The sequence below is a fragment of the Gordonia otitidis NBRC 100426 genome, assembly GCF_000248075.1.
Taxonomy (GTDB): Bacteria; Actinomycetota; Actinomycetes; order Mycobacteriales; family Mycobacteriaceae; genus Gordonia; species Gordonia otitidis.
This window is the reverse complement of the sequence record NZ_BAFB01000096.1, coordinates 1-25,009: the sequence shown is the minus strand read 5'-3', so window position 1 is coordinate 25,009 and position 25,009 is coordinate 1. Positions and strand designations below refer to the sequence as shown.

The following is a 25,009-nucleotide window of genomic DNA, read 5'->3' as shown; positions in this document are numbered from 1 at the left end:
GCGGCTGTAGCCGGCAGCGGGCCGTGACAGGATGGAAGTCGTGACTGCTTCGAAGACCGATTCCCTCCCCTCCGGCATCGACCTCGAGTGGGTTGACGATGCCGTCCGCGTTCAGGACGATCTGTTCTCCCACGTCAACGGCAAGTGGCTCGACACTCACGTGATACCCGACGACCGCTCGGTCGACGGCGCTTTCCACGTGTTGCGCGACCGCGCCGAGGAGAACGTCCGCGACATCATCACCGAATGCGCCGAGGCAGACCCGCCCAGCGGGTCCGATGCCCAGAAGATCGGCGACCTCTTCGGCTCGTTCATGGACACCGACCACATCGAGGCCCTCGGAATCGGCCCGATTCGCGGTGAGATCGAGGCGATCGAGGCCATCACGTCGACCGACGGGCTGTCCAAGCAGATCGGACGGCTGCAGCGGCACGGGGTCGGCGGGCTGTTCGGCTTCTATGTCGACACCGACGCCAAGCGCTCCGACCGCTATCTCGTACACGTCGTCCAGTCAGGCCTCGGACTGCCGGACGAGTCGTACTACCGCGACGAGACCCATGCCCAGACACGTGAGGCCTACCGCGATCACATCTCACGCATGTTCTCGCTCGCCGGCTACGACGACGCGGACGAGCGCGCCACGACCGTCCTCAATCTCGAGACCGCCAGCGCAGGCCATCACTGGGACGTTGTTCGACGACGCGACGCCGATCTCACCTACAACCTCTTCTCGCTCGGCGAATTCGATTCACTCGCTTCGGGATTCAACATCCATGAGTGGTTCGGCGGACTCGGCACGGTCGGCGACGTCACCTTCGCCGAGGTCGTCGTCGGTCAACCATCCTTCGTCGACGACGCCACCACCCTGTTCAACGAGTCGCCACTCGATCACTGGAAGACGTGGCTGACGTGGCGTCTGCTGCACTCGGCCGCACCCTACCTGTCGTCGGAGTTCGTCGATGAGAACTTCTCCTTCTACGGACGCACCCTCACCGGGGCCGAGACGATCCGCGACCGCTGGAAGCGCGGCGTCGGGTTCGTCGAGGGTGCAATGGGATTCGCGGTCGGCAAACTCTACGTCGACAAGCACTTCCCGCCCGAGGCGAAGGCCAGGATGGACGAGCTCATCGCCAATCTGGTTGCGGCATACCGCCAGAACATCTCCGATCTACCGTGGATGACGCCGTCCACACGCGAGCGCGCACTGGTCAAACTCGACAAGTTCACTCCCAAGATCGGTTACCCGGCGAAGTGGCGTGACTACAGCGCACTGTCGGTCGACCGGGGCGATCTGATCGGGAACTACGCCCGCGCAGCGTCATTCGAGAACGAGCGCGAGTTCGCCAAGATCGGCTCACCGGTCGATCACGACGAGTGGTTCATGACGCCGCAGACCGTGAACGCGTACTACAACCCCGGCATGAACGAGATCGTCTTCCCGGCAGCGATCCTGCAGCCGCCGTTCTTCGACCCCGATGCCGACGACGCCGCCAACTACGGCGGGATCGGCGCGGTGATCGGACACGAGATCGGACACGGATTCGACGACCAGGGCGCCAAGTACGACGGCGACGGCAACCTCGTCGACTGGTGGAGCGACGCCGACCGCACCGAGTTCGCCAAGCGCACAAGGGCGTTGATCGAGCAGTACAGCGAATTCACACCCGAGGGTCTCGACGAGAAGTACAAGGTCAACGGCGAGTTCACGATCGGGGAGAACATCGGCGACCTCGGCGGTCTGTCGATCGCGCTCGTCGCCTACCGTCTCGCCACCGAGGGCACCGAACCTCCGACCATCGACGGGCTGACCGGCATCCAGCGGGTCTTCTACAGCTGGGCGCAGATCTGGCGCACCAAGACCCGCGACGCCGAGGCGATCCGTCGACTCTCCATCGACCCGCACTCGCCGCCCGAATTCCGTTGCAACGGCGTGGTTCGCAACATCGATGCCTTCTACGACGCGTTCGACGTGGCGCAGGGCGATGCGCTCTTCCTGCCGGACGCCGACCGTGTCCGGATCTGGTAGCCGACCACCCGGCGAGCACATTCGTGTTCCGCTCAGTGGTCGACGCCTCGCGAGCGCGCTGATCCGTCCCGCGCTCGCGGGGTGCGTCCTGCTGGTCGGCTACTTCCTTCTACCACTCGGCCACACGAGCGACTTCAAGATGGTCGGGTTCGTGGTCGACGCTCTGCTGCTGATCGCTTTCTGCGGCTGGGAGATTCGACACTTCATCCGCTCGCCGTATCCGATCGCCACCGCTCTCGAGATGCTGGCGGCGCTTGCGACCTTCTACATCGTCGCGTTCGCCACCACCTACTTCTTGATCTCCGAGTACGGCACCGACGGGTTCAACATGAGGCTGACGAGAATCGACGCACTCTATTTCAGCCTGACGGTGTTCACCACAACCGGATTCGGCGACATAGCCCCCGCATCGCAGGCCGCACGTGTCGTTGTCTCGGTTCAGATGGCGAGTGCCTTCGTCATGATCGCGCTGGGCATCCATTTCCTCACGCTGCTCATCTCCGCGCGACGCAACACGGTTGACTGATCTTCGGCATGTGCAACGGTCGGCCCGTATCCCATCCAGGAACGTCGACGCACCGAAGACCCTCTCGGAGGCGGACCGATTCGACGATCCTCTCGCCTCCTGACCCCGGCAAATCCGACGTGCAAGGATATGGACATGACGAGTAAGCAGCGGACCGCGTCGTCGACTCATCGGCTGCGTTGGCTCATCCCGGCGCTCGGGATTCTCGCCTGGATCGTCCTCGGTTCCTTCACCGGTCCGTTCGCGGGCAAGCTCGCCTCGGTGTCCACCAACGACAACACGGCGTTCCTGCCCGCCTCGGCGGAGTCGACACAGGTCAATGACGAGCTCGCGAAGTTCCAGGACACCAGCTACGTACCGGCCATCGTCATCGCCGAGCGGTCGTCGGGTTTCACCGACGCCGATGCGACGTACCTCGCCGACACCACCAAACCGCTCGCGGGAGCAGAGGGTTTCGGCGAGGCGTTCTCGCCCGCCATCCGCTCGTCCGACGGCCAGGCCGCCGAACTCATCGTCCCGATCTCCACCAAGGGTGAGCCGTCCGACACCGTCGAGAAGCTCCGCGATGCGCTGGCCAACCCACCGAACGGTCTGCGCGTCTACGTGACCGGTCCGGGCGGTCAGATCGCCGACCTCGGCGAGGCATTCGCTGGTATCGACGGGCTGCTGCTCCTGGTCGCCGGTGCCGTGGTGATCGTCATCCTCATCATCGTCTACCGCAGCCCCATCCTCCCGTTCGTGGTGATCATCTCGGCGGTCTTCGCGCTCGGACTCGCGTCGGGTGCCGTCTACTTCCTGACGAAACAGGGTGTGTTCGAACTCAACGGGCAGAGCCAGGGCATCCTGTTCATCCTCGTGTTCGGCGCCGCCACCGACTACGCCCTACTACTCGTGTCGCGCTTCCGTGAGGAACTGACGCAGACCGCCGACAAATATCGGGCGATCAAGGTCGCGTGGCGAGCGACCATCGAACCGGTCGCCGCGTCGGCGGGCACCGTGATCCTCGGCGTGCTGTGCCTGCTGTTCTCCGACCTCAACTCCAACCGCAGCCTCGGTCCGGTCGCCGCGATCGGCATCGTGGCGTCGTTCCTGGCGTCGATGACGTTCCTGCCCGCAGTTCTCGCGCTGCTCGGTCGCGCCGCGTTCTGGCCGGTCCGTCCCCGCCTCGAGCAACCGACGACGACGTCGACCGACACGGCTGACGGGGCTGAGGCTGACGGTGCGACCGACATGGCGGGCACGGGCACCCAGAATTCCACCCATCGCTTCTGGCACGCCATCGCCGAGAAGGTCGCCGCCCGACCCCGCGTCATCTGGGCCTCCACCCTCGTCCTGCTGCTCATCGGTGCCGCGTTCGCGCCGATGTTCAAGTCAGACGGCATCGCACAGACCGACTTCTTCCTCGGCAGCGTCGAGTCGGTCGAGGGCGCCGACGTCCAGGCCCGTCACTTCGACGCCGGTAGCGGTTCGCCGACCTGGATCATCGCCGACGCCCCGCAGTCCACTGCTGTCCTCGACGCCGTGCGGTCCGTCGACGGCGTCGCCGAAGCGCAGTTCTACACCTCGAGTCAGAGCCCGACGGCCGACCAGGCTCCCCTCGTCCGCGACAATCGCGTCGCCATCCAGGCGACGCTGACCGACAATGCTGATTCGCTGGCCGCGCAGGACACCGTCGAGCGCATCCGAGACCGCGTGCACCCCATCGCCGACGCGAACGCAACCGTCGGCGGCACCACGGCCACCGACCTCGACACCAGGACGACCGCACAGCACGACCGCAACCTGATCATCCCGATCGTGCTGCTCGTGGTCCTCGCGGTGCTGATCCTGCTGCTGCGCAGCATCGTCGCGCCGGTGATCCTCCTCGGCACCACCGTGTTGTCGTTCGCGACGACGCTCGGCGTCGCCGCCCTGCTGTTCAACGGACCGTTCGGCTTCCCCGGCGCCGACCCCGTCGTGCCGCTGTTCGCGTTCGTGTTCCTGGTCGCGTTGGGGATCGACTACAACATCTTCCTGATGACCCGGGTGCGCGAGGAGTCGAAGACGCACGGTACGCGCGACGGCGTGATCCGCGGCCTCACCGCAACCGGGGGTGTCATCACCTCCGCCGGTGTCGTACTCGCCGCCACCTTCGCGTCGCTGGCGGTGATCCCGCTGCTGTTCCTCGCCCAGGTGGCTTTCCTCGTGGCGTTCGGCGTCCTCATCGACACGCTCATCGTCCGGACCTTGCTCGTGCCCGCGCTCTCCATCGACATCGGCCGGTGGATCTGGTGGCCGAGTGCCCTGTCTCGCAAGCACGATCCCGACGATGAACCGGCCCCGGTCACGTCCAGCGATCCGGTGTCGCAAGTGACGCACGAGTAACCTGAGAGTTCGCCGAAACAAATCGATCTTGGTCGATCTCGGAGCTAACGTCAGTTCATGAGTCCCGAACAATCCTTGATCGGTGCGTCATGACTCTCGCCGATCGTCAACGCGTCACCCGCGAGGATTTCGCATCTCTGCGACGTGGCGGCCTCAACTGGCAGTCACTGCCGTTGCGTCTGTTCATGAAGGGCAACGCGCGGTTCTGGGATCCCACGGCCATCGACATGTCCCGCGACGCCGCCGACTGGTACGAACTCGACGCAGAGCAACAACGCAGCGCGACGTTCCTCGTCGCCCAGTTCGTGGCGGGCGAGGAAGCGGTCACGCAGGACATCCAGCCGTTCATGAAAGCCATGGCCGCCGAAGGCCGGTTCGGCGATGAGATGTACCTGTCGCAGTTCTGCTTCGAAGAGGCCAAGCACACCGAGGTGTTCCGTCTCTGGATGGATGCCGTCGGCCTCACCGACGATCTCAACCCCTACGTCGCCGAGAACCCGTACTACCGCCAGCTCTTCTACGAAGAGCTCCCCGATTCACTGCACCGACTCGACACCGATCCGTCGCCGCTGAACCAGGTGCGCGCCAGCGTGACCTACAACCACGTCATCGAGGGATCGCTGGCGTTGACCGGCTACTACGCATGGCAGCGGATCTGCACGCAGCGCGGAATCCTCCCCGGCATGCAGCGGATCATCAAGTTCATCGGCGACGACGAACGTCGCCACATGGCGTGGGGCACGTTCACGTGCCGCCGCCACGTCGCCGCCGACGACAGCCTCTGGGAGGCGATCGGCGTCCGGATGGGTGAACTGATGCCTCTGGCGCTCGGCATGATCGAGTGGGTCAACGCCCAGTTCGACGAACCGCCGTTCGGCATCGACAACTCCGAGTTCCTCTCCTACGCCGCCGACCGGGCGCAGCGTCGACTCAGCGCCATCGAATCCGCACGCGGCCGGCCCGTCGAGGAGATCGACCTCGACGTTTCTCCGGAACTCCTCGAGGAGCGGTTCGGCGAAGAGGACGCAGAGGCGCTTGGCACGTGAACCGACGCTGACCGTTCCGCGCGGCTCGGAGTGTTCCGCGGTTTTCTGCACGCGCGCGGACTCTTCCCCTACTTCGTGCGCCGCGAGGAGGACTCTTCCCCTAGTCTCGTCCACTTCCCCTAGCAACAACCCGCGGAAACGCACACAACCCGCGGAAAGCCCCCTTCCCCCACTTCCTGCACGACACCCCAGACCCTTCCCCCACTTCCTGCGCCGCGGCGCCGGACTCTTCCCCTCCCCGCACGACACCCCGGACCCTTCCCCCAGTTTCGCGCCCTTCCCCCAGCAACAACCCGCGGAAACGCACAAAACCCACGGAAAGCCCCCTTCCCCCCTCCCTGCGCCGCGCCGCACCCCTTCCCCGAGTTTCTGCACCGCGGCGCGGACTCTTCACCGCGCACCCCGTGACAACAAACTAGAACACGTTCTACTCTGATCGGGTGGATGTCACCTACGACTCGACCAAACGCGAACTGAGCACCGACAAGGGCGTCTTGCGCTACCACGAGGCGGGTGATCCTTCCGCACCGCCGCTGATCCTGCTGCACGGCTCCGGCCCAGGCGTCACCGGCTGGCGCAACTACCGCGGCAACCTCGCGAGCTTCGCGCAGACCCACCACTGCTTTGTGCTGGAGTTCCCCGGCTTCGGCGTCAGCGACCCGTGGGAGGGAATGCCGGTGCTCACGGCGGGCAAGTCGGTGATCGCGTTCATGAACGGACTCGGCATCGAGAAGGCCCCGATGATCGGCAACTCGATGGGCGGGGTGGTCGGCGTCAACCTCGCGATCCGCACACCCGACCGGGTCGAGAGGCTCGTCACCATCGGCGGCGTCGGCCCCAACCTGTTCAGCCCGAGCCCCAGCGAAGGACTGCGGCTGCTGCAGGAGTTCGCCGACGACCCCGATCGCGACAAGCTCATCCGCTGGCTGCGCGCGATGGTCTTCGACCAGGAGCTCGTCACCGACCAGCTCATCGACGAACGCTGGCAAGCGGCGATGAACCCCGACGCACTCGCCACCGGCCGCACGATGTACGGCTCGGCGTCGTTCGAGATGCAGCAGCAATTCCTCGCCACCTCCGACACCCCGCCCTACTGGTCGATGATGCACAAGATCGCCTGCCCCACCCTGCTCACCTGGGGACGCGACGACCGTGTCAGCCCGCCCGACATGGCGCTGGCGCCGATGCGCCTCATCCCCGACGCCGAGCTGCACATCTTTCCCCGATGCGGGCACTGGGTGATGATCGAGGCCAAAGAGGCTTTCGAGTCGGTCGTCGGCTCGTTCCTCGCACGCTGACCGCCTACACCGTGGCGTAAATCCGTTGCGCCAGGGACACCGTCCTGGCATCGTTGTCTCTCGCACGAGAGAGCAGCCGATCCCGGGGTACCGGCGATCACGTTCTGCGCGTTCGACTCTCGAGCCTCGTTCACTGCAATGGTAAGGCTCAACCAGCCGAGGTTCGACTCCTCATCTCGCACCGCCCCCGGGAACAAGGTCGACGCCGGTCCTGCGGTCGTCTCGTCTTCCGGCTCCGCCCGGTCGACAAGGCGACCCCACCGACGCGATCTCCCGCGGGCGGTGTCGGCCTGCCACCTGACGAACGGCACTGCAGCACAACCAGATACCGACAACACGACGTGCGCGACAATCGAAAGGAGGCTCGCACCATGTCTTATTCCACCGAACTCCGCCTGGCTTACACCAAGCCCGCCAAGCGGTGGTTCCCCACGATCACTGTGCCCATAGGCCACCGGGGACTCGAGTACTGCGACGGCACGCTTTCCCGCGAGCTGTCACCCGGCGAGTACCGCGCACGCAGGCGTGCCGTGTACACCTTCGTCGACACGCGTGAGCGCGTGCTGACCGTTGCGCCGCAGGAGATCCTGACGTCCGATTCGGTGTCGCTGCGCGTCACGATGGCCATCCGTGCGGCAGTCGTCGATGCGGTCGCGTTCACCGAACGCACCAGCGAGCCGTGGACAGCGGTCTACCTCACCGCGCAGGTCGCGTTGCGTGAGGTCTGCGCGACGGTGAGCGTCGACGAGGTGATCACCCGAGCCGACACAGTCAAGACCGAGCCGATCAAGGCTGCGACCGCGAATGCCGGGCAGTCGGTAGGCATCGACGTACGCGACGTGGTGATCAAGGACGTGATCTTGCCCGCTGAGATCCGTTCTGCTGCCACTGAGTTGGTGACGGCGAAGGCACGCGGTCTGGCCAAGCTGGAGACTGCTCGCGCAGAGACCGCGGCGCTGCGTTCGTTGGCCAACGCGGGTCGGGTGCTCGACGCCCACCCCGCACTGGCGCGACTGCGTCTGGTGCAGGATGCGCCGTACGGCACCAAGTTCGTGTTGGCCCTCGGCGACGCCGAGCCCGACACCGACTGAACGACAACCGACTGGGCAACAACCGGCTGGGCAATCAGCGACGTCGGCCGCACCCGTGGCACCGGGTTGCGGCCGACGCCGACTGAGCCGACCCCATCCGACGCCGTCCCTCCACACGACGAGGCCCCGACCGGAACACGTCCGGCCGGGGCCTCGTGGAGATCAGATGCGTACGAGACGAATCAGATCACAGGTCCTACCTCAGTACTTCTCGCCCTTTGCGGCCTTCTCGACCAGCGAGGCGGGCGGCTCGAAGTGCGAGCCGTACTTCTTGGCCAGCTCACGCGAGCGGTCGACGAAGCCCTGCAGGCCACCCTCGTACTGGTTGATGTACTGGATCACGCCACCGGTCCACGCGGGGAAGCCGATGCCGAAGATCGAGCCGATGTTGGCGTCGGCGACCGAGTCGAGGACTCCCTCGTCGAAGCACTTCACGGTCTCGAGAGCCTCGGCGAAGAGCATGCGCTCCTGCATGTCCTCGAACGGGATCTCGGTGCTGCCCGACTTGAAGTGATCACGCAGACCCGGCCAGAGCCGAACGCGCTTGCCGTTCTCGTCGTACTCGTAGAAGCCCTTGCCGTCCTTCTTCGAGGTCCGGCCCTGCTCGATCATCCAGTCGACGACGGCGTACGACCCGTGCTCCGGGTACTCCTTGCCCTCGGCCTTGGCGCCCGCTTCGGTCTCCTTGCGGATCTTCTGCATGAGGGTGAGCGTCAGCTCATCCGAGAGCTGCAGCGGCGCAGCGGGATAGCCCGCCTGCGTACCTGCGTGCTCGATGAATGCGGGCTCGACGCCCTCACCGACGGCGGCAAGCGCCTCGTTGATGAAGGTACCGATGACGCGGCTGGTGAAGAACCCGCGGCTGTCGTGGACGACGATCGGGGTCTTGCGGATCTGCAGCGTGTAGTCGATCACCTTGGCCAGCACCGCATCCGAGGTCTTCTCACCACGGATGATCTCGACCAGCGGCATCTTGTCGACGGGCGAGAAGAAGTGGATACCGATGAAGTCCTCGGACCGCTTGACACCCTCGGCGAGGATCGTGATCGGCAGCGTCGAGGTGTTCGAGCCGAGCACGGCGTCGGGTTCGACGATGTCCTCGATCTCCTGGAATACCTTGTGCTTCACCTCAACCGACTCGAAGGCGGCCTCGATGACGAGGTCGACACCCTTGAAGTCCTCGGGATCGACGGTCGGGTGGATACGGCCGAGCAGTGCCTCGCTCTTCTCCTTGGTGGTCTTGCCACGCGAGAGGGCCTTCTCCTCGAGCTTCTCGGAGTAGCCCTTGCCGCGCTTGGCGGCGTCGAGATCGATGTCCTTGAGGACGACATCGATGCCCGCCTTGGCCGACACGTACGCGATTGCAGCGCCCATCATTCCGGCACCGATCACGCCGACCTTGGTGGCCTGCCACTTGGGGTATCCCTCGGGACGCGATCCACCGTTGTTGATGGTCTGCAGGTCGAAGAAGAACGCCTTGATCATGTTCTGCGCGACCTGGCCGGTCACCAGCGAGACGAAGTAGCGGGTCTCGATGAGATCGGCGGTGTCGACGTCGACGTAGGCACCTTCGATGGCTGCGGCCAGGATGGCGCGCGGCGCAGGCATGTTCGCGCCCTTGATCTGCTTACGCAGCAGAGCGGGGAACGCAGGCAGGTTGGCCGCGATCGACGGGTTGGTGACCGAACCGCCGGGCATCTTGTAGCCCTTGACGTCCCACGGCTGCTGCGCCTCGGGGTTCTCCTTGATCCACGCCTTGGCGGCGGGCAGCAGTTCGTCGACGGAGCCGACGACCTCGTCGACGAGTCCCGCTTCCTTGGCCTTGGTCGGGTTGAAGCGCGGCCCCTGCAGGAGCACGTTCATCAGTGCGTTCTGGAAACCGAGCAGGCGAACCGTACGCACGACGCCGCCGCCACCGGGCAGCAGGCCGAGCGTCACCTCGGGCAGACCCACGACGGCGCCCTTGACGTCGGCGATGACGCGGTGCTGGGTGTGCAGCGCGATTTCGTAGCCACCGCCGAGAGCTGCGCCGTTGATCGCCGCGACGACCGGCTTGCCCAGCGTCTCCAGGCGGCGCAGGACGGACTTCATTCCGTTGGTGCGCTCGGTGATCGCCGCGGCGACCTCTTCCTTCGACTGCGTACGCTCGGCGGTCATGTCCTTGAGGTCGCCGCCGGCGAAGAAGGTCTTCTTCGCCGAGGTGATGACGACACCGGTGATGTCGTCCTTCTCGGCCTCGAGACGATCGACGGTCGCCGCAATCGACTCGATGAACGTGTCGTTCATCGTGTTGGCGCCCTGCGACTTGTCGTCCATGGTCAGGACGACAACACCGTCGGCGTCCTTCTCCCAGGCAATCATGTTGTCACTCATTGCTTTTGCAAGTTCCTTTGGTAGTGCGGGATCAGAGACGCTCGATGACGGTCGCGACGCCCATGCCGCCACCGATACACAGGGTGATCAGGCCGTAGCGGCCGCCGGTGCGCTCGAGTTCGTCGAGGCAGGTGCCGAAGATCATCGCGCCGGTCGCACCCAGCGGGTGACCCATCGCGATGGCGCCACCGTTGCGGTTGACCTTCTCGTGCGGGATGTTCAGATCCTTCATCCACTTCATGACGACCGACGCGAACGCCTCGTTGAGCTCGAAGACGTCGATGTCCTCGACGGTCAGTCCGGCCTTCTTCAGCGCCAGCTCGGTGGCCGGGGTGGGGCCGGTGAGCATGATGGTGGGCTCGGAGCCGACCTCGGCGAAGGAGACGACGCGGCCGCGCGGGGTCAGGCCGTTGCGCTTGCCTGCCTCTTCGCTACCGACGAGCACCAGCCCTGCACCGTCGACGATGCCCGAACTGTTACCGCCGGTGTGGACGTGGTTGATCTTCTCCACGCTGTGGTACTTCTGCAGCGCGACGTCGTCGAAGCCTGCCATCTCGGCCAGCGCGGCGAACGCGGGCTTGAGCTTGCCGAGCGATTCGACGGTCGAGCCGGGACGACGATGCTCGTCATGATCGAGCACGATGACGCCGTTGATATCGCGGACAGGGACCACGGACTTGGCGAAATAGCCACCGTTCCATGCATTCTCGGCACGCGCCTGCGACTCCGCGGCGAAGGCGTCGACGTCTTCGCGGCTGAATCCCTCGAGGGTCGCGATCAGGTCGGCACCAATGCCCTGCGGCACGATGTAGTGGTCGTACGCGGTGGTCGGGTCCATGAACAGTGCGCCGCCGTCGCTCCCCATCGGGACACGCGACATCGACTCGACGCCACCGGCGAGTACCAGGTCGTCGAAGCCCGACGCAACCTTGGCCGCAGCGAGGTTGGTGGCCTCGAGACCCGACGCGCAGAAGCGGTCGATCTGGGTGCCGGGAACGGTCTCCGGCAGTCCGCTGTTGAGGGCCGCGGTGCGCGAGATCACGCCGCCCTGCTCGCCGACGGGCGAGACGACGCCCAGGATGACGTCGTTGATGTCGGCAGGGTCGAGGCCACCGTGGCGGGCGAGGACCTCGTCGATGAGGCCCGACGCGAGGTCGACCGGCTTGATGCTGTGCAGCGATCCACCGCGCTGCTTACCACGCGGCGTACGGATCGCCTCGTAGATGAATGCTTGATCAGGCACGAAGATGTTCCTTTCACATGAACCAGCGATGGTTACCCTACGAGGCTAACGCGGCATCACTTATTTGGCTATAGCGGGTGGTCAATCACTCGCAATCAGTGTCCGACCTGAGCTAAGGTCGATTAACAATGTCTACTCCGAAACCCCCGCGACGCGACGTCGTCGCCACACGCAAGGGCTCGTCGACCACGCAGCGCTCGCGGCCCGCCGATCGTAAGAAGCAGTTGGTCGACCACGCGTCGACGCTGTTTCTCGAACGCGGCTATCCGCATGTGTCCGTCGCCGACATCGCGGGAGCCGCGGGGGTGACCGCTCCGTCGGTGTATCGACACTTCACTGACAAGCAAGCGTTGCTGTCCGCAGCGGTACTGGCAGGCGTCGACGATCTGGAGGCCTGCACCGACCGCACACTCGGTGACGGTTCACGCCCGCTGGACGAACTCGTCGACGCGCTCTGCGACCTCGGTGTCCGACATCCGGAGTCGGTCTCGCTGTGGCGGTGGACGAGCAGCTACCTGTCCGAAGACCAGAACAAGCAGATGGTCATGCGGACCCGACAGGTCCTGACACGCTGGGCGGACGCCATCGTCGCCGACCGCCGCGAGCTGACCGACCGGGAGGGCCGCGCACTCGGTTGGGCGGCGTTGAGCGTCGTCGGTAGCCTCGCCGTGCACAACACCCGGATGTCGGCATCGCGCGCGCATGCCGAACTCGCCGTGCTCACCCGGCGACTACTCGAGCTGCACCCGTCGACGGCACCGGAGCTACCGGCCGTGCCGCAGATCGTGGGCCTGACCTCGTCGCGACGCGACGAGATCCTCGACGGCGCGGCCGCGTTGTTCGCCGACCACGGCTACGCCGATGTCGGCGTCGACGACATCGGCAGGGCCGTCGGCATCACCGGGCCCAGTGTGTACAAACACTTTTCGTCGAAGCTTGCGATCCTGCTCGCGATCGGCCAGCGCAGCGCCATGCGGCTCGAGGCGGGTGTCATGGCAGCACAGGGTTCCACCGCAGACCCCGCAAAACTGCTGGGGCTTCTCGTGGACTCGTACGTCACCGTCATCACGTCGACCCCCGACCTGTCGGTGGCGTTCAACAGCTCGTCTGTGCTCGCCGGACAGGACCCCGCAGCAGAGTTGCTCGACGTCCAGCGTCGATACGTACGACGCTGGGTCGACCTGCTCGGGCAGGTGCAGCCAGAGGCCCGAGTCGATCAGCGCACGGTTGCCGTTCACGCCGCGCTGTCGATCGTGAACGACGCGGTACGCATGCGGCGTGGCGTCACCCGTCCCGATTTCGGTGCGGAGATGGCCTACCTGATGAAGGGCGTCCTGGGACTCTGAGCATGCGCAGCGACTACCGTTGTGGCATGCATGCACAGCACAGCGCGTTCGGGGGTGCGCGGTGAGCGATCAGGAACCGTCGGGTGTGAGCGATGAGGATCCGCAGTTCACTCGGGACGAACTCGTCGAGCAACTTCAACTCTCACCCGACTACGCCGAGAAGGTGTGGAACGCCTTCGGTTTCGCCAGACAGTCGACTCCGGACAAGATCTTCACCGCCGCCGAGGTCAAAGCCCTCGGGCTCTTCGCCGATTCCGAGCACACCATGCCGCAGGCCGCGCAGGTGGCCACCGCTCGCGCGATCGGACAGACGATGTCACGCCTCGCGGAGTGGCAGGCCGACCAACTGACCGAGCTCGAGCGCAATCCGGACGTGCCGTGGACCCGCGAGCAGATGGCCAATGCGCTGGGGGTCATCCAACAGTTGATCTGGCGCAGACACCTCGACATGGCCATGACGCGGGACGAGACGAGGGAATCCGACGAGCGGATGGATCTCGTGGTGGGGTTCGCCGACATCGTCGGCTACACCAGTTTGTCGCGGCGCACACCGCTCGACGAACTGGAACTGTTGCTCGAGACGTTCGAGGACCGCACCTTCGACGTGGTGGGCGCCCACCGTGGTCACGTCATCAAGACCCTCGGCGACGGCGTCATGTTCACCTTCGCGACGTCCGAGCAGGCCGCAGAGGCGGCGTTGGCGATCCACGACCTCAGCGACGACAAACCCATTCCACCGCTGCGGGTCGGCCTGGCACGCGGACAGGTGCTCTCCCGACTCGGCGACGTCTTCGGCGAACCGGTCAACGTGGCCGCCCGCCTGTGCGGCTCGGCCCGTCCGGGAACCACCCTCGTCAGCGAGGCCGTCGCCGACGAACTGGCGGACGACGAGAAATTCTATCTGCGCTCGATCTCCCCGCTCTCGGTGCGAGGATACCGACGGCTGCGGGCAAAGGTGTTGGAGCCCAACAAGTATTACAACCCTGACGCTGACGCGTCGGACTCGGCAGGTGAGGCGGCCTCGTAGATCCGCACCTCGTTCGCCTTGACCACCAGGTGCACTCGCGATCCGGTGTGCAGCGCGAGTTCAGCGACTGCGTTCCAGGTGATCTCGGCTGACACGATCTGACCGCCGACGTCACATCTCGCGATCGCGTGGTCGCCCTGGGGCACCACCTCCAGCACGTCTGCACCGAGAACTGTTCGCGGACTCCCCTGCGGCGCATCGAGATACACCGCGACCGCGCGCGGCGAGAAGGTTGCGGCCGCGGATACGCCCGCCTGTCGCACGTCGGCGGACACACCCGTGACACTGTCACCCCCGGCACCGACGACCGTCGCGGGCGGCTCGAACGTTCCGAGGAACATGTTGAGTCCGGCGAGTGCCGCTGCGAAAGCCGTGCCGGGATGACGCAGCACGTCCCGAGTCGGCCCCTGTCCGACGACTCGTCCATGCTCGATGACCACCACGTCGTCGGCGAGCGCCACGGCGTCGACGAGATCGTGCGTGACCAGTACCGTGACACCGTCCCGTTCCCGGATCAGCGAGCGCAGCAAGGTGCGCATCTGTTGCGCCACATCGACATCGAGCGCTGCGAACGGTTCGTCGAGGAGCAGGACGTCCGGCTCGGTCGCCAGAGCACGCGCGATCGCCACACGTTGCGCCTGTCCGCCAGACAGCTGTTTGGGCATGCGGTCGGCGAATTCGGCGACTCCGACTGCGCTGAGCCACCGTTGCGTACGCGCCGCCACTTCGCGCCGCCCCACTCCCGCAGCCGCGGGGCCGAATCCCACGTTGCGCTCGACGGTCATGTGCGGGAACAGTCGTGGCTTCTGCGCGAGCAGGACCACTGACCGCCGATGCGCGGGCACGAACACCCCTGGCCCCTGCAGCGGCCGGTCGTCGTAGGTGATGGTCGTGTTCGACGTTCGCCGCAGCCCCGCGAGAATGCCCAGTGCGGTGCTCTTGCCCGCTCCGTTCGGGCCGAGCACCGCACACGTGTTGCCTGCGGTCACCTCGAGGTCGACGTCGAGAAACGGTGTCGCAGAACGAATCGTCGCGTGAAGACCGCTCACGCGGTCACCTCCGGTGCGCGCCGTAGGTGAACAGCGATGACGACCACGAGAGCGACCGCCATCAACACCAGCGACAACGGTAGTGCGGCCTCCGGATCATTGATCGAATCGAGGTAGATCTTCAGCGGCGCGGTCTGCGTGGTACCCGGCAGGTTTCCGGCGAACGTGATCGTCGCACCGAACTCGCCGAGGGCACGGGCAAAGGCCAGCACCGCACCGGCCGTGAGTGCCGGAAAGATCAGGGGCAGAGTCACTTTCCACAGCGTTCTGCTCGGCGAAGCACCCAGGGTAGCGGCGACCTGCTCGTAGTCGGCACCCGCCGAGCGGAGTGCGCCCTCGACGCTGAGGACAAGGAACGGCATCGCCACGAAGGTCTGCGCCAGGACAACCCCCGTCGTCGTGAAGGCCAGCGTGATTCCTGCTTTGTCCAGGTACTGGCCGACGAGTCCGTAGCGTCCGAGTGCATAGAGCAGCGCGATTCCTCCGACCACCGGAGGAAGCACCAACGGCAGCAACACCAGTGCTCGCAGCACCCTGGTCCATACGCTGTTGTAGCGCGCGAACACGAATGCCATCGGTACGCCGAGAACCAGACACATCACGGTGCTGGTCAGCGCGGTGAGCACACCGAGCCTGAGTGCGTCGACCGACTCTGGCGCGGTGACCGACTCCCAGAAGTCACCCCACGGCATCCTGACGATGATGGCGATCGGGCCGATCAGGATGAAGCACACCCCGAGAACCGCGGGGATGTGCACCCAGAGCGGAACCCGACGCATCTACTGGCCGCGCCTCAGGAGCCCGCGGAGGCGAAGCCCGCAGCAGACAGGATCTCTTGCCCGGTCTGCCCGAGCACCATGTCCTTGAACTGCTCGGCCTGCTCGGAATGCTTGGTGCCCTTGACCGTTGCGATCGGATATTTGTTGACCACCTGCGCGAAGGCCGCGTCACCGACCGTGGCCACCTTGTCGCCCGCGGACTTCGCGTCTGTCACGTAGACGAGACCGGCGTCGGCCTCACCTGAGGTGACCTTGGTCAGCACCGCGGTGACCGACGCCTCCTGGCTCACCGGTGTCAGTTCGACTCCGGTGTTCTTCTCGACGGCCACCGTCGCGGCGCCACACGGTACCTCGGGCGCACAGACCACGGTCTTGGCGCCGGAATCACGCAGACTTGCGAAACCGGTGATGCGCTTGGGATTTCCGGGTGCGGTGACAATGGTGAGTGTGTTGGTGGCGAAGATCTTGGGATCGACGGCCTTGTCGCCGAGTTTCTGCATGGTGCGCTCGTCGGCGGTGGCGATCACGTCGGCGTCGGCCCCCTGGTTGATCTGCGTGACGAGAGCCGACGATCCGGCGAAGTTGAGCTTGACCTCGACGTCGGAGTGCGCCTTCTCGAAAGCCTTCGCGAGTTCGGTGAAGGTGCTCTTCAGCGATGCCGCCGCGTAGACATTCAGTGTTGTCTTCCCCCCGGACGAATTCCCGCCCGAAGAACCGTCGTCGGACGAGCAACCGGCGACCGTGACGATGACCGCGACCATGGCTGCGAACACGGCCGCAATGCGCCGTACCGACACGAACTTCTGCGGCATGACCTTCTGGAGCACAAGACACTGGAACACAGGGGTTCTCGCTTTCTCTTGTCCGCGAATGCGGATCACCTGTTGGGATCTGGTCGTTCGACGATGACCGTGGTGGCCTTGACCACTGCCGTCGCGACGACTCCCGGCTCGAGTGCGAGTTCGCGAACGGCTTCGGAACTCATCAGCGAGGTCACCTCGAATGGACCGCACTGCATGGTCACCTGCGCCATGACAGTGTCGCTGACGACGTCGGTGACCAGACCGGTGAACCGGTTACGCGCCGACCGCAGAACGCCGGTGCCGTCGTCCTCGACCGTTCGCGCCCTTTTCCTGGCAAGGGACGCCAGCCCGACTCCGTCGACGGTCGCGACACCGTCCTCTGACCCCGGCTCGAGTTCTCCTGACGCCAACCACCGTCGAACGGTGTCGTCACTGACACCGAGCAGCATCGCCGCATCACGCACCCTGATCGCTGCCACGGGCGGAAGTGTACCCGCAGATGCGAGATAAGGGCGTCTGTATCCCCGCAGATACGTGCACTGGCTGCACAACCCGTGATGTCGTCGGTCGGTCGCGATGAGTTCGGGCGCCCATACTGGTCAACCCCCGCAGGCGATGAGAAACCCACTCGCCCATGTCCAACTCGCCCGATAACGTGGAGAAGCATGAGCCAACCAGCACCGCCGTCCGCAGCGACGGGGCCGGCACCGTCACCGACATCTCGCCTCGACGTCGCCGTCGAGGCGATCCACCTCGTCAAGAAGTTCGACGACTTCACCGCCGTCGACGACATCAGCTTCGTCGTGCCGACCGGCAGCGTGCTCGGTTTGCTCGGCCCCAACGGCGCGGGCAAGACGACAACGGTCCGCATGATGACGACCCTGTCCGTGCCCACCAGCGGCACAGCGCGGATCGCGGGATTCGACGTGCGCGAGGATCCGGAACAGGTACGCCGCAACATGGGGCTGACCGGCCAGGCGGCGACTGTCGACGAGATCCTCACCGGGCGTGAGAATCTGCGCATGGTCGGCGGTCTCTACGGCATCACGCGCAAGGCGCTGGCTGCGCGCACAGATGAACTCCTCGGCCAGTTCTCGCTCTCGGACGCCGCCGACAAGCAGGTGCGCGCCTACTCGGGCGGCATGCGTCGTCGGCTCGACCTCGCCGTCAGCCTGTTGGCCGCGCCGCCGGTCCTGTTTCTCGACGAACCGACAACAGGACTCGACCCGCGCAGCCGCGCAGAGCTCTGGGACGTGCTGCGACGCCTGGTCGCCGGCGGTACCACCCTGGTACTGACGACGCAGTATCTCGAGGAGGCCGACCAACTCGCCGACAACATCGTCGTCATCGACAAGGGCCGCATCATCGCCGAGGGGACCCCGTTGCAACTGAAGGAACGCGCCGGTGCGGCGAGCGTGGTGATCACCGTCTCCGACGCGACATCGCTGCCCGCCGCATCCGAGCTTCTGCGTCGCAACGGTGGCGAGGTGTTCGTCGACGAGACCGCCCGTACGTTGACGTCGGCGGCATCCGGTCTCGCCGACCTGACGCGAATCGCGGGCTGGTTCGACGAGTCCGGCATCACCGTCGACGACATCGGCCTGGCCCGGCCGAGTCTCGATGACGTGTTCTTGTCCCTCACCGGGCACCGTGCCGAAGGCGCGCAGGACGACCGTGCCGAAGGCGCGCAAGACGACCGTGCCGAAGGCGCGGCTGATACAGAAACCTCGGATGGCACAGAGCCCACTTCCACCGACACATCGAGCGGAGACCTCCGATGAGCACGACATCACTGGCATCCCAGTTGGTCGACCGTCCGCCGGTTCACCCGACGAACGTCTGGCAGCAGGCGTGGATCATGGTGAAGCGCAACATGATCCATACCCGGCGCATGCCGGAGATGCTCTCCGACGTCACCATTCAGCCGATCATGTTCGTCGTGTTGTTTGCCTATGTCTTCGGTCCGGCGATCAGTGCGGGCAATCCGGCGATCAACTACAAGCAGTATCTGCTGCCCGGCATCATGGGCCAGACGATTGTGTTCACCGCGTTCATCGTCGCCACCGGCATCACCGCCGACATCGAGAAAGGCATCATCGATCGCTTCCGGTCACTGCCGATCAGACGCTCATCGGTGTTGATCGGGCGCAGTATCGCCAGCCTGTTGCACTCGTCCATCGGCATCGTGGTGATGGCGTTGACGGGTGTGATCATCGGGTGGCGCATCACGACGTCGGTGTGGGACGGCGTCCTGGGCTTCCTGCTGGTGTTGGTGTTCGGCTTCGCGATGATCTGGTTCGGCGTGATGATCGGCTCGTGGTTGCGCTCGGTCGAGGCGGTGAACGGATTCATGTTCTCCGTCCTGTTTCCGCTGACCTTCGTCTCCAACGCGTTCGTGCCGACCACCGCGATGCAACCGTGGTTGCGCACGATCGCAGAGTGGAATCCCATCTCGTCGCTCATCCAGGCGATGCGTGTGCTGTGGGGCAATGGCCCGGCGGCCGGCGCAGATGCGGCACTCCCGCTGCGCTACCCGGAGTTGTCGACGCTCATCTGGGCCGTCGCACTCACGCTGCTGTTCATGCCGTTCGCCCTGCGGAACTACGCACGACGCACCGCAGACTGAGCCTCGGCCTCCGCGCGGAAACACGTGTTTCTGGCACCCTCTCGCGAAGCTTCGCTCGCTTGTGTCAAGAACACGTGTTTCTGCGGCTCCGCCCTCGGGTTGTGCTCACGCTGTCGCGGCGAGCGCCTCGAGCGGGTCGGTGTACACGGCGTCGAGCGACACCGCGCCGGCCGCCTGCTGCTGTACCGTCACGCCCGAATGTGAGACTCGCACATCACGTTTCGGCGAGACCGAGGTCTCGCGAATTGCCGCGGCTACCAGTGGCAGGGTCGACGGGTTGTCGGTGAACGCCTGCCCGCCGAGGATGATGTGGTCGGGGTTGAAGATGTCAGCCATGAGTGCGACCGCACGCCCGAGGACCGTCGCGCGTTCGTCGAGCAGTGCGCGGGCAGTGGCATCGCCGTTTCGGGCGAGGGTGTGTACGCCCTCGATGTCGGCTACCTCGAGGCCGAGTGCGACGGCAGCCTCGACGACCCCGGTGTCACTCGCGGTCGGCTCGAGTCGACCGGTGTGCTGTGGGTCGAGCAGGGTGGTGGCCCCGGTCGGGAAGTGCCCGATCACCGGCGGTCCGGCGGTCGGCGTGTGCACGGCGCCGTCGACACTGAATGCGATCCCGACCATCTCGCGCGCATAGAAGTAGAGGAAGCTCGACCGCTTGTCGCTCGGGTTGACGACGAGTTCGGCGGCGGCCATCGCCTCGACGTGCGACGCCACCGAGACGGGGAGGCCGACCGCCTCGGCGATCACGGTACCCACGGGCGCGCCCGACCAGCCGAGACGCGGATGGTCGACGAAGCCACCGGGGGCGACGCGTCCGCCGAGCGCCACGCCCGCCCACAGCACCCGACGATTCGACCAGCGTCCGACGAATCGACGGGCGCTGTCGCCGATGGCCACCAGTGTCTGTTCGGGCGACTCGGCGATCGGCGTCGGGATCTGGATCGCACCCACCACACGATGGAGCAGGTCATGGGTGGTGATGGAGGTGACCTTGTATCCGATGTGGATGCCGAGGGTGAGGTAGTCCGTCACGTTGATCTCGAACGGCAGCCGCGGTCGGCCGATCGCCCCGGCGGGCGCGAGGTCGGCACGCTCGCGCAGGAGACCCGCCTTCAGCAGTGCGCCCACCTGTCGGTTGACGGTCGAGATCGACAGTCCCGTGGCCTCGGCGGCGTCGTCACGGAAGATCGGACCGGACAGCCGGGCGGTACGCAGAACCAGTGCGGCGGGTTTGTCGGAGAGCTCGAGGCGCGGAGTCGCGATCTGAATCGGCCGCCCTCCTCTCCTGGCAGTGCGTGGTTCGAGCCCCGGCACCGGGGTCGGTCGCGCGGCCGATCGCCGTGGAATAGGTCGCTGCGCCGGTTGCCGGACCGGTGAGGAAAGAGTAGCCGTACGGATGGGCTGATCAACTGTTGCAGTCATGGGTTCGTGTCCTGGTATCGATGCAGGCGAATCCGGGAAGCCGCGACATCATCGTTCTCACACGCGGCCGGCCGGGAGATCATGGCGCGCGGTCGACGACGATCGCAGAGGATTCGCGAAGAATGCGGATGGATTACTGAAAGTCAGATCTCGGCGTTCAACGCATTCGGCGGCAACACAGCACACGTGCGAACGGCAGACGGCACCCCAGAGCGGTGATCACGTAGGTCACCTCTGAGATCTGCGCCAAGGCGCCGTCGTGTTCGCTCGTCATGTGCTCGAAGCTAGCAACCGGGCGCAGTGGCCCGCAACTCCCCCACGCACCTCCCATCGCAGGTCACGGACCACTTCCGCGACGCGACAGGGTCGTCCACCGGCGAGAATAGGTGTGCGGGGAGCGCCCGTCGCGGGTTACGCGCGCCCTGCGCGAAAGTCGCTCGCACCAAACGTGGGCGCCGAGCGGTCGACCTGCTCATCCATGGAGGCTGTCAGTGGGCTGCCGTAACCTGAATCACATGCCACCGCAGGCCGCCACCACTGCGCAACCGACCGATTCCGACGCCGAGTTCCACGCGGCCACGGAGCCTTTTCGGCGCGAGATCCTCGCGCACTGCTATCGCATGATGGGGTCGCATCACGACGCCGAAGACCTCACCCAGGACACCTACCTGCGGGCGTGGCGTGCCTACGACAGGTTCGACGGCCGCGCGTCCGTTCGCACCTGGCTGCACAAGATCGCGACCAATACGTGCCTGACCGCCCTGCAGAGCAGACAGCGCAGGCCGCTGCCGTCGGGACTCGGTGGTGACGCTTTCGACCCCACCGACGCGCTCGACACCGACCGTGAGGTGCCCTGGCTCGAGCCCTTCGCGGGAACCGTGGACGAGATCTCCCCCGGCGACGACGCCGACCCGGCATACGTCGTCGGCGCACGCGAGTCCATCCGCCTTGCGTTCATCGCAGCGCTGCAGCATCTACCCGAGAGACAGCGTGCCGTGCTGATCCTCCGCGACGTCCTGCAGTGGCGCGCCGCCGAGGTCGCCGACGCGATCGGTGTCACGACGGCGACGGTCAACAGTCTGCTGCAACGTGCACGCGAGCAGCTCAGGAACGCTGCACCACAACGTGATTCGCCCGGAGAGATCACCGACGACGCCAAGCGCGAACTGCTGGCCAGGTACGTGTCCGCGTTCGAACGCTACGACGTCGACGCCATCGCCTCCATGTTCACCGACAAGGCGATCTGGGAGATGCCGCCGTTCACCGGTTGGTATCAGGGGCCCGCGTCGATCGCGACGCTCATTCGCGGCAACTGTCCGGCGGAGAAGGCGGGCGACCAGATCCTACTGCCGACCACCGCCAACGGGCAGCCCGCGTTCGGTCTCTACATGCGCGGACCCGACGGCGTGCATCGGCCGTTCCAACTCCAGGTACTCGACGTGGTCGCAACCGGCGCCGCCGGGACGGTCGAGGTCGCCCATGTCGTCGCGTTCTTCGGCGACGATCTGACCGGGGACTTCGCCCGCTTCGGTCTCCCCGCGACGCCCTACGATGCTCCTCCACAGGTGCAACCAAGCCCCTGGCACTGAGCGAATCCGACGGCTGCCCAGTTCGTGGGGGCTCGCCCCCCCACCCGACTGATCTCCACTGCGACGTCTGCTCACGTCGATTCCTGCACTCACTTCGATGTCTGCGGAATGGCGCCGGGGTCCATCCACACGATCTCCCAGGCATGCCCGTCGGGATCGCAGAAGGTGCGGCTGTAAGTGAAACCCTCGTCGGTGGGAGCGCGCAGCGTCGAACCGCCGTTGGCAAGCGCGGCGTCGGCAATCTCGTCGACCTCGTGACGTGAGGCCGCAGAGAACGCGATCACCACCTCGCGCACGGCTGCGTCCCCTCGACGGGGGTCGACCGCTGCCTCGCCTGCCGAGTATCCGGCAAACCGCTGCGTGGCGAGGAGCACGAGAACCGTGCCGTCGCTGATCGGCAGGCACAGCGTCCCGGCGTCGCAGAACACCTCGTCGGGTCGGAAGCCGAGGCTCTCGAAGAACCGCCGAGATCTCAGCGTGCTGTCGACGGGCAGTGTGATGAACAAGGTGGACACCATGCAAGGACCGACCGACGCTGGAGCGCGAAGTCATCGGTTGCGGTCGAGGCCGCCGATCGATCGCCGGGTCGACCGCATAGGCTGACCGAGCATGGGAGTCATTTACCTCGTGCGACACGGTCAGGCCAACCCGACTGCCTACGGCGTCACCGACAGCGATCCCAGCGCGGCCCAGACCGGTCCCGGCCTCACCGACATCGGGCGGGTTCAGGCAGGCCTCACCGGCACCTTGTTGGCGGCACAGGTCAGCGGTGTGACCGCTGCGATCAGTGGCGACCTCGCGCGACAGACCGAGACATTGGCGGGGGTGCTCGCGCGCCTCGACGCAGCGCCGGAGCCGATCGTCGACCCGTCGTGGAACGAGTACGAACTCCCGTCGCTCGTCGGCGCTGCGAACGCCGACGAATTCGCCGATCAGAAGTCCTACCAGCAGCGGCTCGACGCCGGACTCGCCCACTGGATCGACCAGACCTCCATGGCCGACGCCGAAGGCGACGCACGGCCATCCGGATCGGGCGAGACCTACCCCGAGTTCCGCTCACGGGTGACCGGGGCAGGCGAGCGCGCTGCCGAGTTGGCCGGTAGTGGTCAGACCGTGCTCGTGGTGTCGTCGGCGGGCACCATCACGCAGGTGATCGCCGAACTGTGGGGTGTCCCGCCACACCGCTGGCCTGCCATGGCCCGCACCATGGTGAACGCCTCGGTGACAAAACTTCTCGTAGGGCGCAGCGGTGTCTCGGTGATGTCGCTCAACGAGCACGCGCACCTCGTCGACCGAGAGGGCGGGGTGGCGACCTTCCGCTGAGTGCAGCCGCGCATGTGGTGCCGATCGACGAATGTGGTTGCCGCAGCACGCATATTCTCACAGTCGACCCACATCCACTCAGTACACCCGTCGGCCGGCGGTTCGCTGTGATGTCGGTTTCAAGCGTCGATTCTGTGCCCCGATTCCGCAGTCGGATTTCTTGTCGGTGGCCGGTCGTAGTATGGGCTCATACGTTCGATCCGGTTCTCGGGAGGTGGTGCGGGGTGTCGATCGAGTCAGTTGGCCCAGGAGCCGATTCTGCTGCGGGAGGCGATGATTCGGGACGATTCGATCCGACGCCCGATGCTGTTCAGTCGGACTGGGCAACGGGCGTGCCGCTCGGGTTGCTCGGTGGAATCGATCCCGCCGCTCCCGAGGCTTCGGACACGGTTGCCGTACTAGAAGGTTTGACCCGATTGCGGTGCGGTGAGGCGTTTGTGGCGTGGGCGCGGTATCAATCGATCGGGGTGCTCTATGACCGGCTGGTCGTCGAGCGTGCTGAGACTGACGGCCTGATCGTCGACGGCTTATCCGATGCTGCAGCCCGCATCTCAGGAGTCTTCGCGGTGTCACGTCCGCAGGCAGAACGCATGATCGACGAGGCGATCGTGCTACGGGATGATCTTCCGCAGGTGTTCGGCTGTCTGCGCGAGGGGATCGTGTCGGTCGAGCAAGCACGACTGGTCATCTCACGCACCGATCTGGTGCGTGGGCCGGGCACCCCGCCCGAGGTGGTGGCCGCTGTCGACGAACAGATCGCGACAACCCTGCGGAAGCGGCGAGGGTCGTGGAAACGACCTCGCCTGCGGGACATGGTTGATCGGATCGTGTTCCGCCAGGATCCGGATGCGGTGCGTGAACGTCGTGAACGTGCTCTGGACAAACGGGGTGTGTTCACCGACAACTGTGGTGACGGGGTCGGGGAGCTCACCGCCGTGATGTCGGCCGAGAACGTGCGGGTAGCGGTCGCAGCGGTACGACGTTTGGCCGACGCGGTATGCGGCGGTGATGGGCGGACTCGTCAGCAACGCGCCTCGGATGCGATGTTCGCTCTCTTGAGCGGTTCCCGATTCGAATG

The 25,009-nt window shown here is 65.7% G+C and carries 21 protein-coding genes; 13 read left to right on the top strand and 8 right to left on the bottom strand.

Annotated elements, in window-relative coordinates:
* The first annotated feature begins 31 nt into the window (after positions 1 to 31).
* The 6 genes from GOOTI_RS09755 (at position 32) to GOOTI_RS09730 (ending at position 8,351) form a co-directional block, all read left to right on the top strand.
* On the top strand, positions 32 to 2,026 hold the full coding sequence (locus tag GOOTI_RS09755; RefSeq protein ID WP_039993857.1) for a M13 family metallopeptidase: 1,995 nt from the start codon (positions 32 to 34) through the stop codon (positions 2,024 to 2,026).
* Positions 2,010 to 2,552, top strand: a complete 543-nt coding sequence (locus tag GOOTI_RS09750) for a potassium channel family protein (protein ID WP_007238419.1) — start codon at positions 2,010 to 2,012, stop codon at positions 2,550 to 2,552. Before GOOTI_RS09755 ends, GOOTI_RS09750 begins: the two co-directional genes overlap by 17 nt.
* 135 nt (positions 2,553 to 2,687) lie before the next feature.
* Positions 2,688 to 4,916 (top strand): MMPL family transporter, encoded by a 2,229-nt coding sequence (locus GOOTI_RS09745; protein WP_007238418.1) that lies wholly within the window; start codon positions 2,688 to 2,690, stop codon positions 4,914 to 4,916.
* An 89-nt stretch (positions 4,917 to 5,005) separates the two neighbouring features.
* On the top strand, positions 5,006 to 5,962 hold the full coding sequence (locus GOOTI_RS09740; RefSeq protein ID WP_007238417.1) for a R2-like ligand-binding oxidase: 957 nt from the start codon (positions 5,006 to 5,008) through the stop codon (positions 5,960 to 5,962).
* A gap of 440 nt (positions 5,963 to 6,402) precedes the next feature.
* Positions 6,403 to 7,260 carry an alpha/beta fold hydrolase gene (locus tag GOOTI_RS09735; RefSeq protein ID WP_007238416.1) on the top strand — a complete coding sequence of 286 codons (858 nt, stop codon included), beginning with the start codon at positions 6,403 to 6,405 and terminating at the stop codon, positions 7,258 to 7,260.
* 371 nt (positions 7,261 to 7,631) lie between these two features.
* On the top strand, positions 7,632 to 8,351 hold the full coding sequence (locus GOOTI_RS09730) for a slipin family protein (RefSeq protein WP_007238415.1): 720 nt from the start codon (positions 7,632 to 7,634) through the stop codon (positions 8,349 to 8,351).
* 201 nt (positions 8,352 to 8,552) lie between these two features.
* Here GOOTI_RS09730 and GOOTI_RS09725 read toward each other — a convergent pair whose 3' ends face one another.
* The gene (locus tag GOOTI_RS09725; protein ID WP_039993856.1) at positions 8,553 to 10,724 is read right to left on the bottom strand and encodes a 3-hydroxyacyl-CoA dehydrogenase NAD-binding domain-containing protein; all 2,172 of its coding nucleotides are present in this window, start codon (positions 10,722 to 10,724) and stop codon (positions 8,553 to 8,555) included.
* Positions 10,725 to 10,755: 31 nt separating this feature from the next.
* A complete protein-coding gene (locus tag GOOTI_RS09720; protein WP_007238413.1) occupies positions 10,756 to 11,967 on the bottom strand; it encodes an acetyl-CoA C-acetyltransferase in 1,212 nt (403 codons plus the stop codon).
* A gap of 128 nt (positions 11,968 to 12,095) precedes the next feature.
* Between GOOTI_RS09720 and GOOTI_RS09715 the strand changes: the two genes are divergently transcribed.
* Positions 12,096 to 13,313: a TetR/AcrR family transcriptional regulator gene (locus tag GOOTI_RS09715; RefSeq protein WP_007238412.1), complete on the top strand. Its 1,218-nt coding sequence runs from the start codon at positions 12,096 to 12,098 to the stop codon at positions 13,311 to 13,313.
* Positions 13,314 to 13,374: 61 nt separating this feature from the next.
* Positions 13,375 to 14,340 carry an adenylate/guanylate cyclase domain-containing protein gene (locus tag GOOTI_RS09710; protein ID WP_007238411.1) on the top strand — a complete coding sequence of 322 codons (966 nt, stop codon included), beginning with the start codon at positions 13,375 to 13,377 and terminating at the stop codon, positions 14,338 to 14,340.
* Here GOOTI_RS09710 and GOOTI_RS09705 read toward each other — a convergent pair.
* From GOOTI_RS09705 to GOOTI_RS09690, 4 genes are all read right to left on the bottom strand, one after another.
* A complete protein-coding gene (locus GOOTI_RS09705; RefSeq protein WP_007238410.1) occupies positions 14,289 to 15,389 on the bottom strand; it encodes a sulfate/molybdate ABC transporter ATP-binding protein in 1,101 nt (366 codons plus the stop codon). The genes GOOTI_RS09710 and GOOTI_RS09705 overlap by 52 nt on opposite strands.
* The gene (locus GOOTI_RS09700) at positions 15,386 to 16,168 is read right to left on the bottom strand and encodes an ABC transporter permease (RefSeq protein ID WP_007238409.1); all 783 of its coding nucleotides are present in this window, start codon (positions 16,166 to 16,168) and stop codon (positions 15,386 to 15,388) included. Before GOOTI_RS09700 ends, GOOTI_RS09705 begins: the two co-directional genes overlap by 4 nt.
* Positions 16,169 to 16,182: 14 nt before the next feature.
* The gene (modA, locus tag GOOTI_RS09695; RefSeq protein ID WP_007238408.1) at positions 16,183 to 16,980 is read right to left on the bottom strand and encodes a molybdate ABC transporter substrate-binding protein; all 798 of its coding nucleotides are present in this window, start codon (positions 16,978 to 16,980) and stop codon (positions 16,183 to 16,185) included.
* A 65-nt stretch (positions 16,981 to 17,045) separates the two neighbouring features.
* Entirely contained in the window at positions 17,046 to 17,450 is a 405-nt protein-coding gene (locus GOOTI_RS09690; RefSeq protein WP_039993855.1) for a TOBE domain-containing protein, read from the bottom strand.
* Between the two features lie 186 nt (positions 17,451 to 17,636).
* On the opposite strand from GOOTI_RS09690, the gene GOOTI_RS09685 reads away from it, so the two are divergent.
* Both GOOTI_RS09685 and GOOTI_RS09680 read left to right on the top strand, forming a co-directional pair.
* A complete protein-coding gene (locus GOOTI_RS09685) occupies positions 17,637 to 18,752 on the top strand; it encodes an ATP-binding cassette domain-containing protein (protein ID WP_007238406.1) in 1,116 nt (371 codons plus the stop codon).
* A complete protein-coding gene (locus tag GOOTI_RS09680) occupies positions 18,749 to 19,597 on the top strand; it encodes an ABC transporter permease (RefSeq protein WP_007238405.1) in 849 nt (282 codons plus the stop codon). Before GOOTI_RS09685 ends, GOOTI_RS09680 begins: the two co-directional genes overlap by 4 nt.
* Before the next feature lie 105 nt (positions 19,598 to 19,702).
* Here GOOTI_RS09680 and GOOTI_RS09675 read toward each other — a convergent pair whose 3' ends face one another.
* Positions 19,703 to 21,019, bottom strand: a complete 1,317-nt coding sequence (locus GOOTI_RS09675; RefSeq protein ID WP_083835891.1) for an ROK family transcriptional regulator — start codon at positions 21,017 to 21,019, stop codon at positions 19,703 to 19,705.
* Between the two features lie 515 nt (positions 21,020 to 21,534).
* On the opposite strand from GOOTI_RS09675, the gene GOOTI_RS09670 reads away from it, so the two are divergent.
* Positions 21,535 to 22,608 carry a sigma-70 family RNA polymerase sigma factor gene (locus GOOTI_RS09670; protein WP_039993861.1) on the top strand — a complete coding sequence of 358 codons (1,074 nt, stop codon included), beginning with the start codon at positions 21,535 to 21,537 and terminating at the stop codon, positions 22,606 to 22,608.
* Between the two features lie 89 nt (positions 22,609 to 22,697).
* Here GOOTI_RS09670 and GOOTI_RS09665 read toward each other — a convergent pair whose 3' ends face one another.
* Positions 22,698 to 23,126 (bottom strand): VOC family protein, encoded by a 429-nt coding sequence (locus tag GOOTI_RS09665; RefSeq protein WP_007238402.1) that lies wholly within the window; start codon positions 23,124 to 23,126, stop codon positions 22,698 to 22,700.
* 91 nt (positions 23,127 to 23,217) lie between these two features.
* On the opposite strand from GOOTI_RS09665, the gene GOOTI_RS09660 reads away from it, so the two are divergent.
* Positions 23,218 to 23,931, top strand: a complete 714-nt coding sequence (locus GOOTI_RS09660; RefSeq protein ID WP_007238401.1) for a histidine phosphatase family protein — start codon at positions 23,218 to 23,220, stop codon at positions 23,929 to 23,931.
* A 224-nt stretch (positions 23,932 to 24,155) separates the two neighbouring features.
* Positions 24,156 to 25,009 (top strand): DUF222 domain-containing protein (locus GOOTI_RS09655; protein WP_007238400.1); only part of this gene is annotated, 854 nt, incomplete at its 3' end.

What these genes read in the sequence shown, in the direction of transcription:
- GOOTI_RS09755 (WP_039993857.1), top strand. Translation starts at nt 32, where the DNA reads ATGGAAGTCGTGACTGCTTCGAAGACCGATTCCCTCCCCTCCGGCATC.
- GOOTI_RS09745 (WP_007238418.1), top strand. Translation starts at nt 2,688, where the DNA reads ATGACGAGTAAGCAGCGGACCGCGTCGTCGACTCATCGGCTGCGTTGG.
- GOOTI_RS09740 (WP_007238417.1), top strand. Translation starts at nt 5,006, where the DNA reads ATGACTCTCGCCGATCGTCAACGCGTCACCCGCGAGGATTTCGCATCT.
- GOOTI_RS09730 (WP_007238415.1), top strand. Translation starts at nt 7,632, where the DNA reads ATGTCTTATTCCACCGAACTCCGCCTGGCTTACACCAAGCCCGCCAAG.
- GOOTI_RS09725 (WP_039993856.1), bottom strand. Translation starts at nt 10,724, where the DNA reads ATGAGTGACAACATGATTGCCTGGGAGAAGGACGCCGACGGTGTTGTC.
- GOOTI_RS09715 (WP_007238412.1), top strand. Translation starts at nt 12,096, where the DNA reads ATGTCTACTCCGAAACCCCCGCGACGCGACGTCGTCGCCACACGCAAG.
- GOOTI_RS09700 (WP_007238409.1), bottom strand. Translation starts at nt 16,168, where the DNA reads ATGCGTCGGGTTCCGCTCTGGGTGCACATCCCCGCGGTTCTCGGGGTG.
- modA (WP_007238408.1), bottom strand. Translation starts at nt 16,980, where the DNA reads ATGCCGCAGAAGTTCGTGTCGGTACGGCGCATTGCGGCCGTGTTCGCA.
- GOOTI_RS09685 (WP_007238406.1), top strand. Translation starts at nt 17,637, where the DNA reads ATGAGCCAACCAGCACCGCCGTCCGCAGCGACGGGGCCGGCACCGTCA.
- GOOTI_RS09680 (WP_007238405.1), top strand. Translation starts at nt 18,749, where the DNA reads ATGAGCACGACATCACTGGCATCCCAGTTGGTCGACCGTCCGCCGGTT.
- GOOTI_RS09675 (WP_083835891.1), bottom strand. Translation starts at nt 21,019, where the DNA reads ATGACTGCAACAGTTGATCAGCCCATCCGTACGGCTACTCTTTCCTCA.
- GOOTI_RS09670 (WP_039993861.1), top strand. Translation starts at nt 21,535, where the DNA reads ATGCCACCGCAGGCCGCCACCACTGCGCAACCGACCGATTCCGACGCC.
- GOOTI_RS09665 (WP_007238402.1), bottom strand. Translation starts at nt 23,126, where the DNA reads ATGGTGTCCACCTTGTTCATCACACTGCCCGTCGACAGCACGCTGAGA.
- GOOTI_RS09660 (WP_007238401.1), top strand. Translation starts at nt 23,218, where the DNA reads ATGGGAGTCATTTACCTCGTGCGACACGGTCAGGCCAACCCGACTGCC.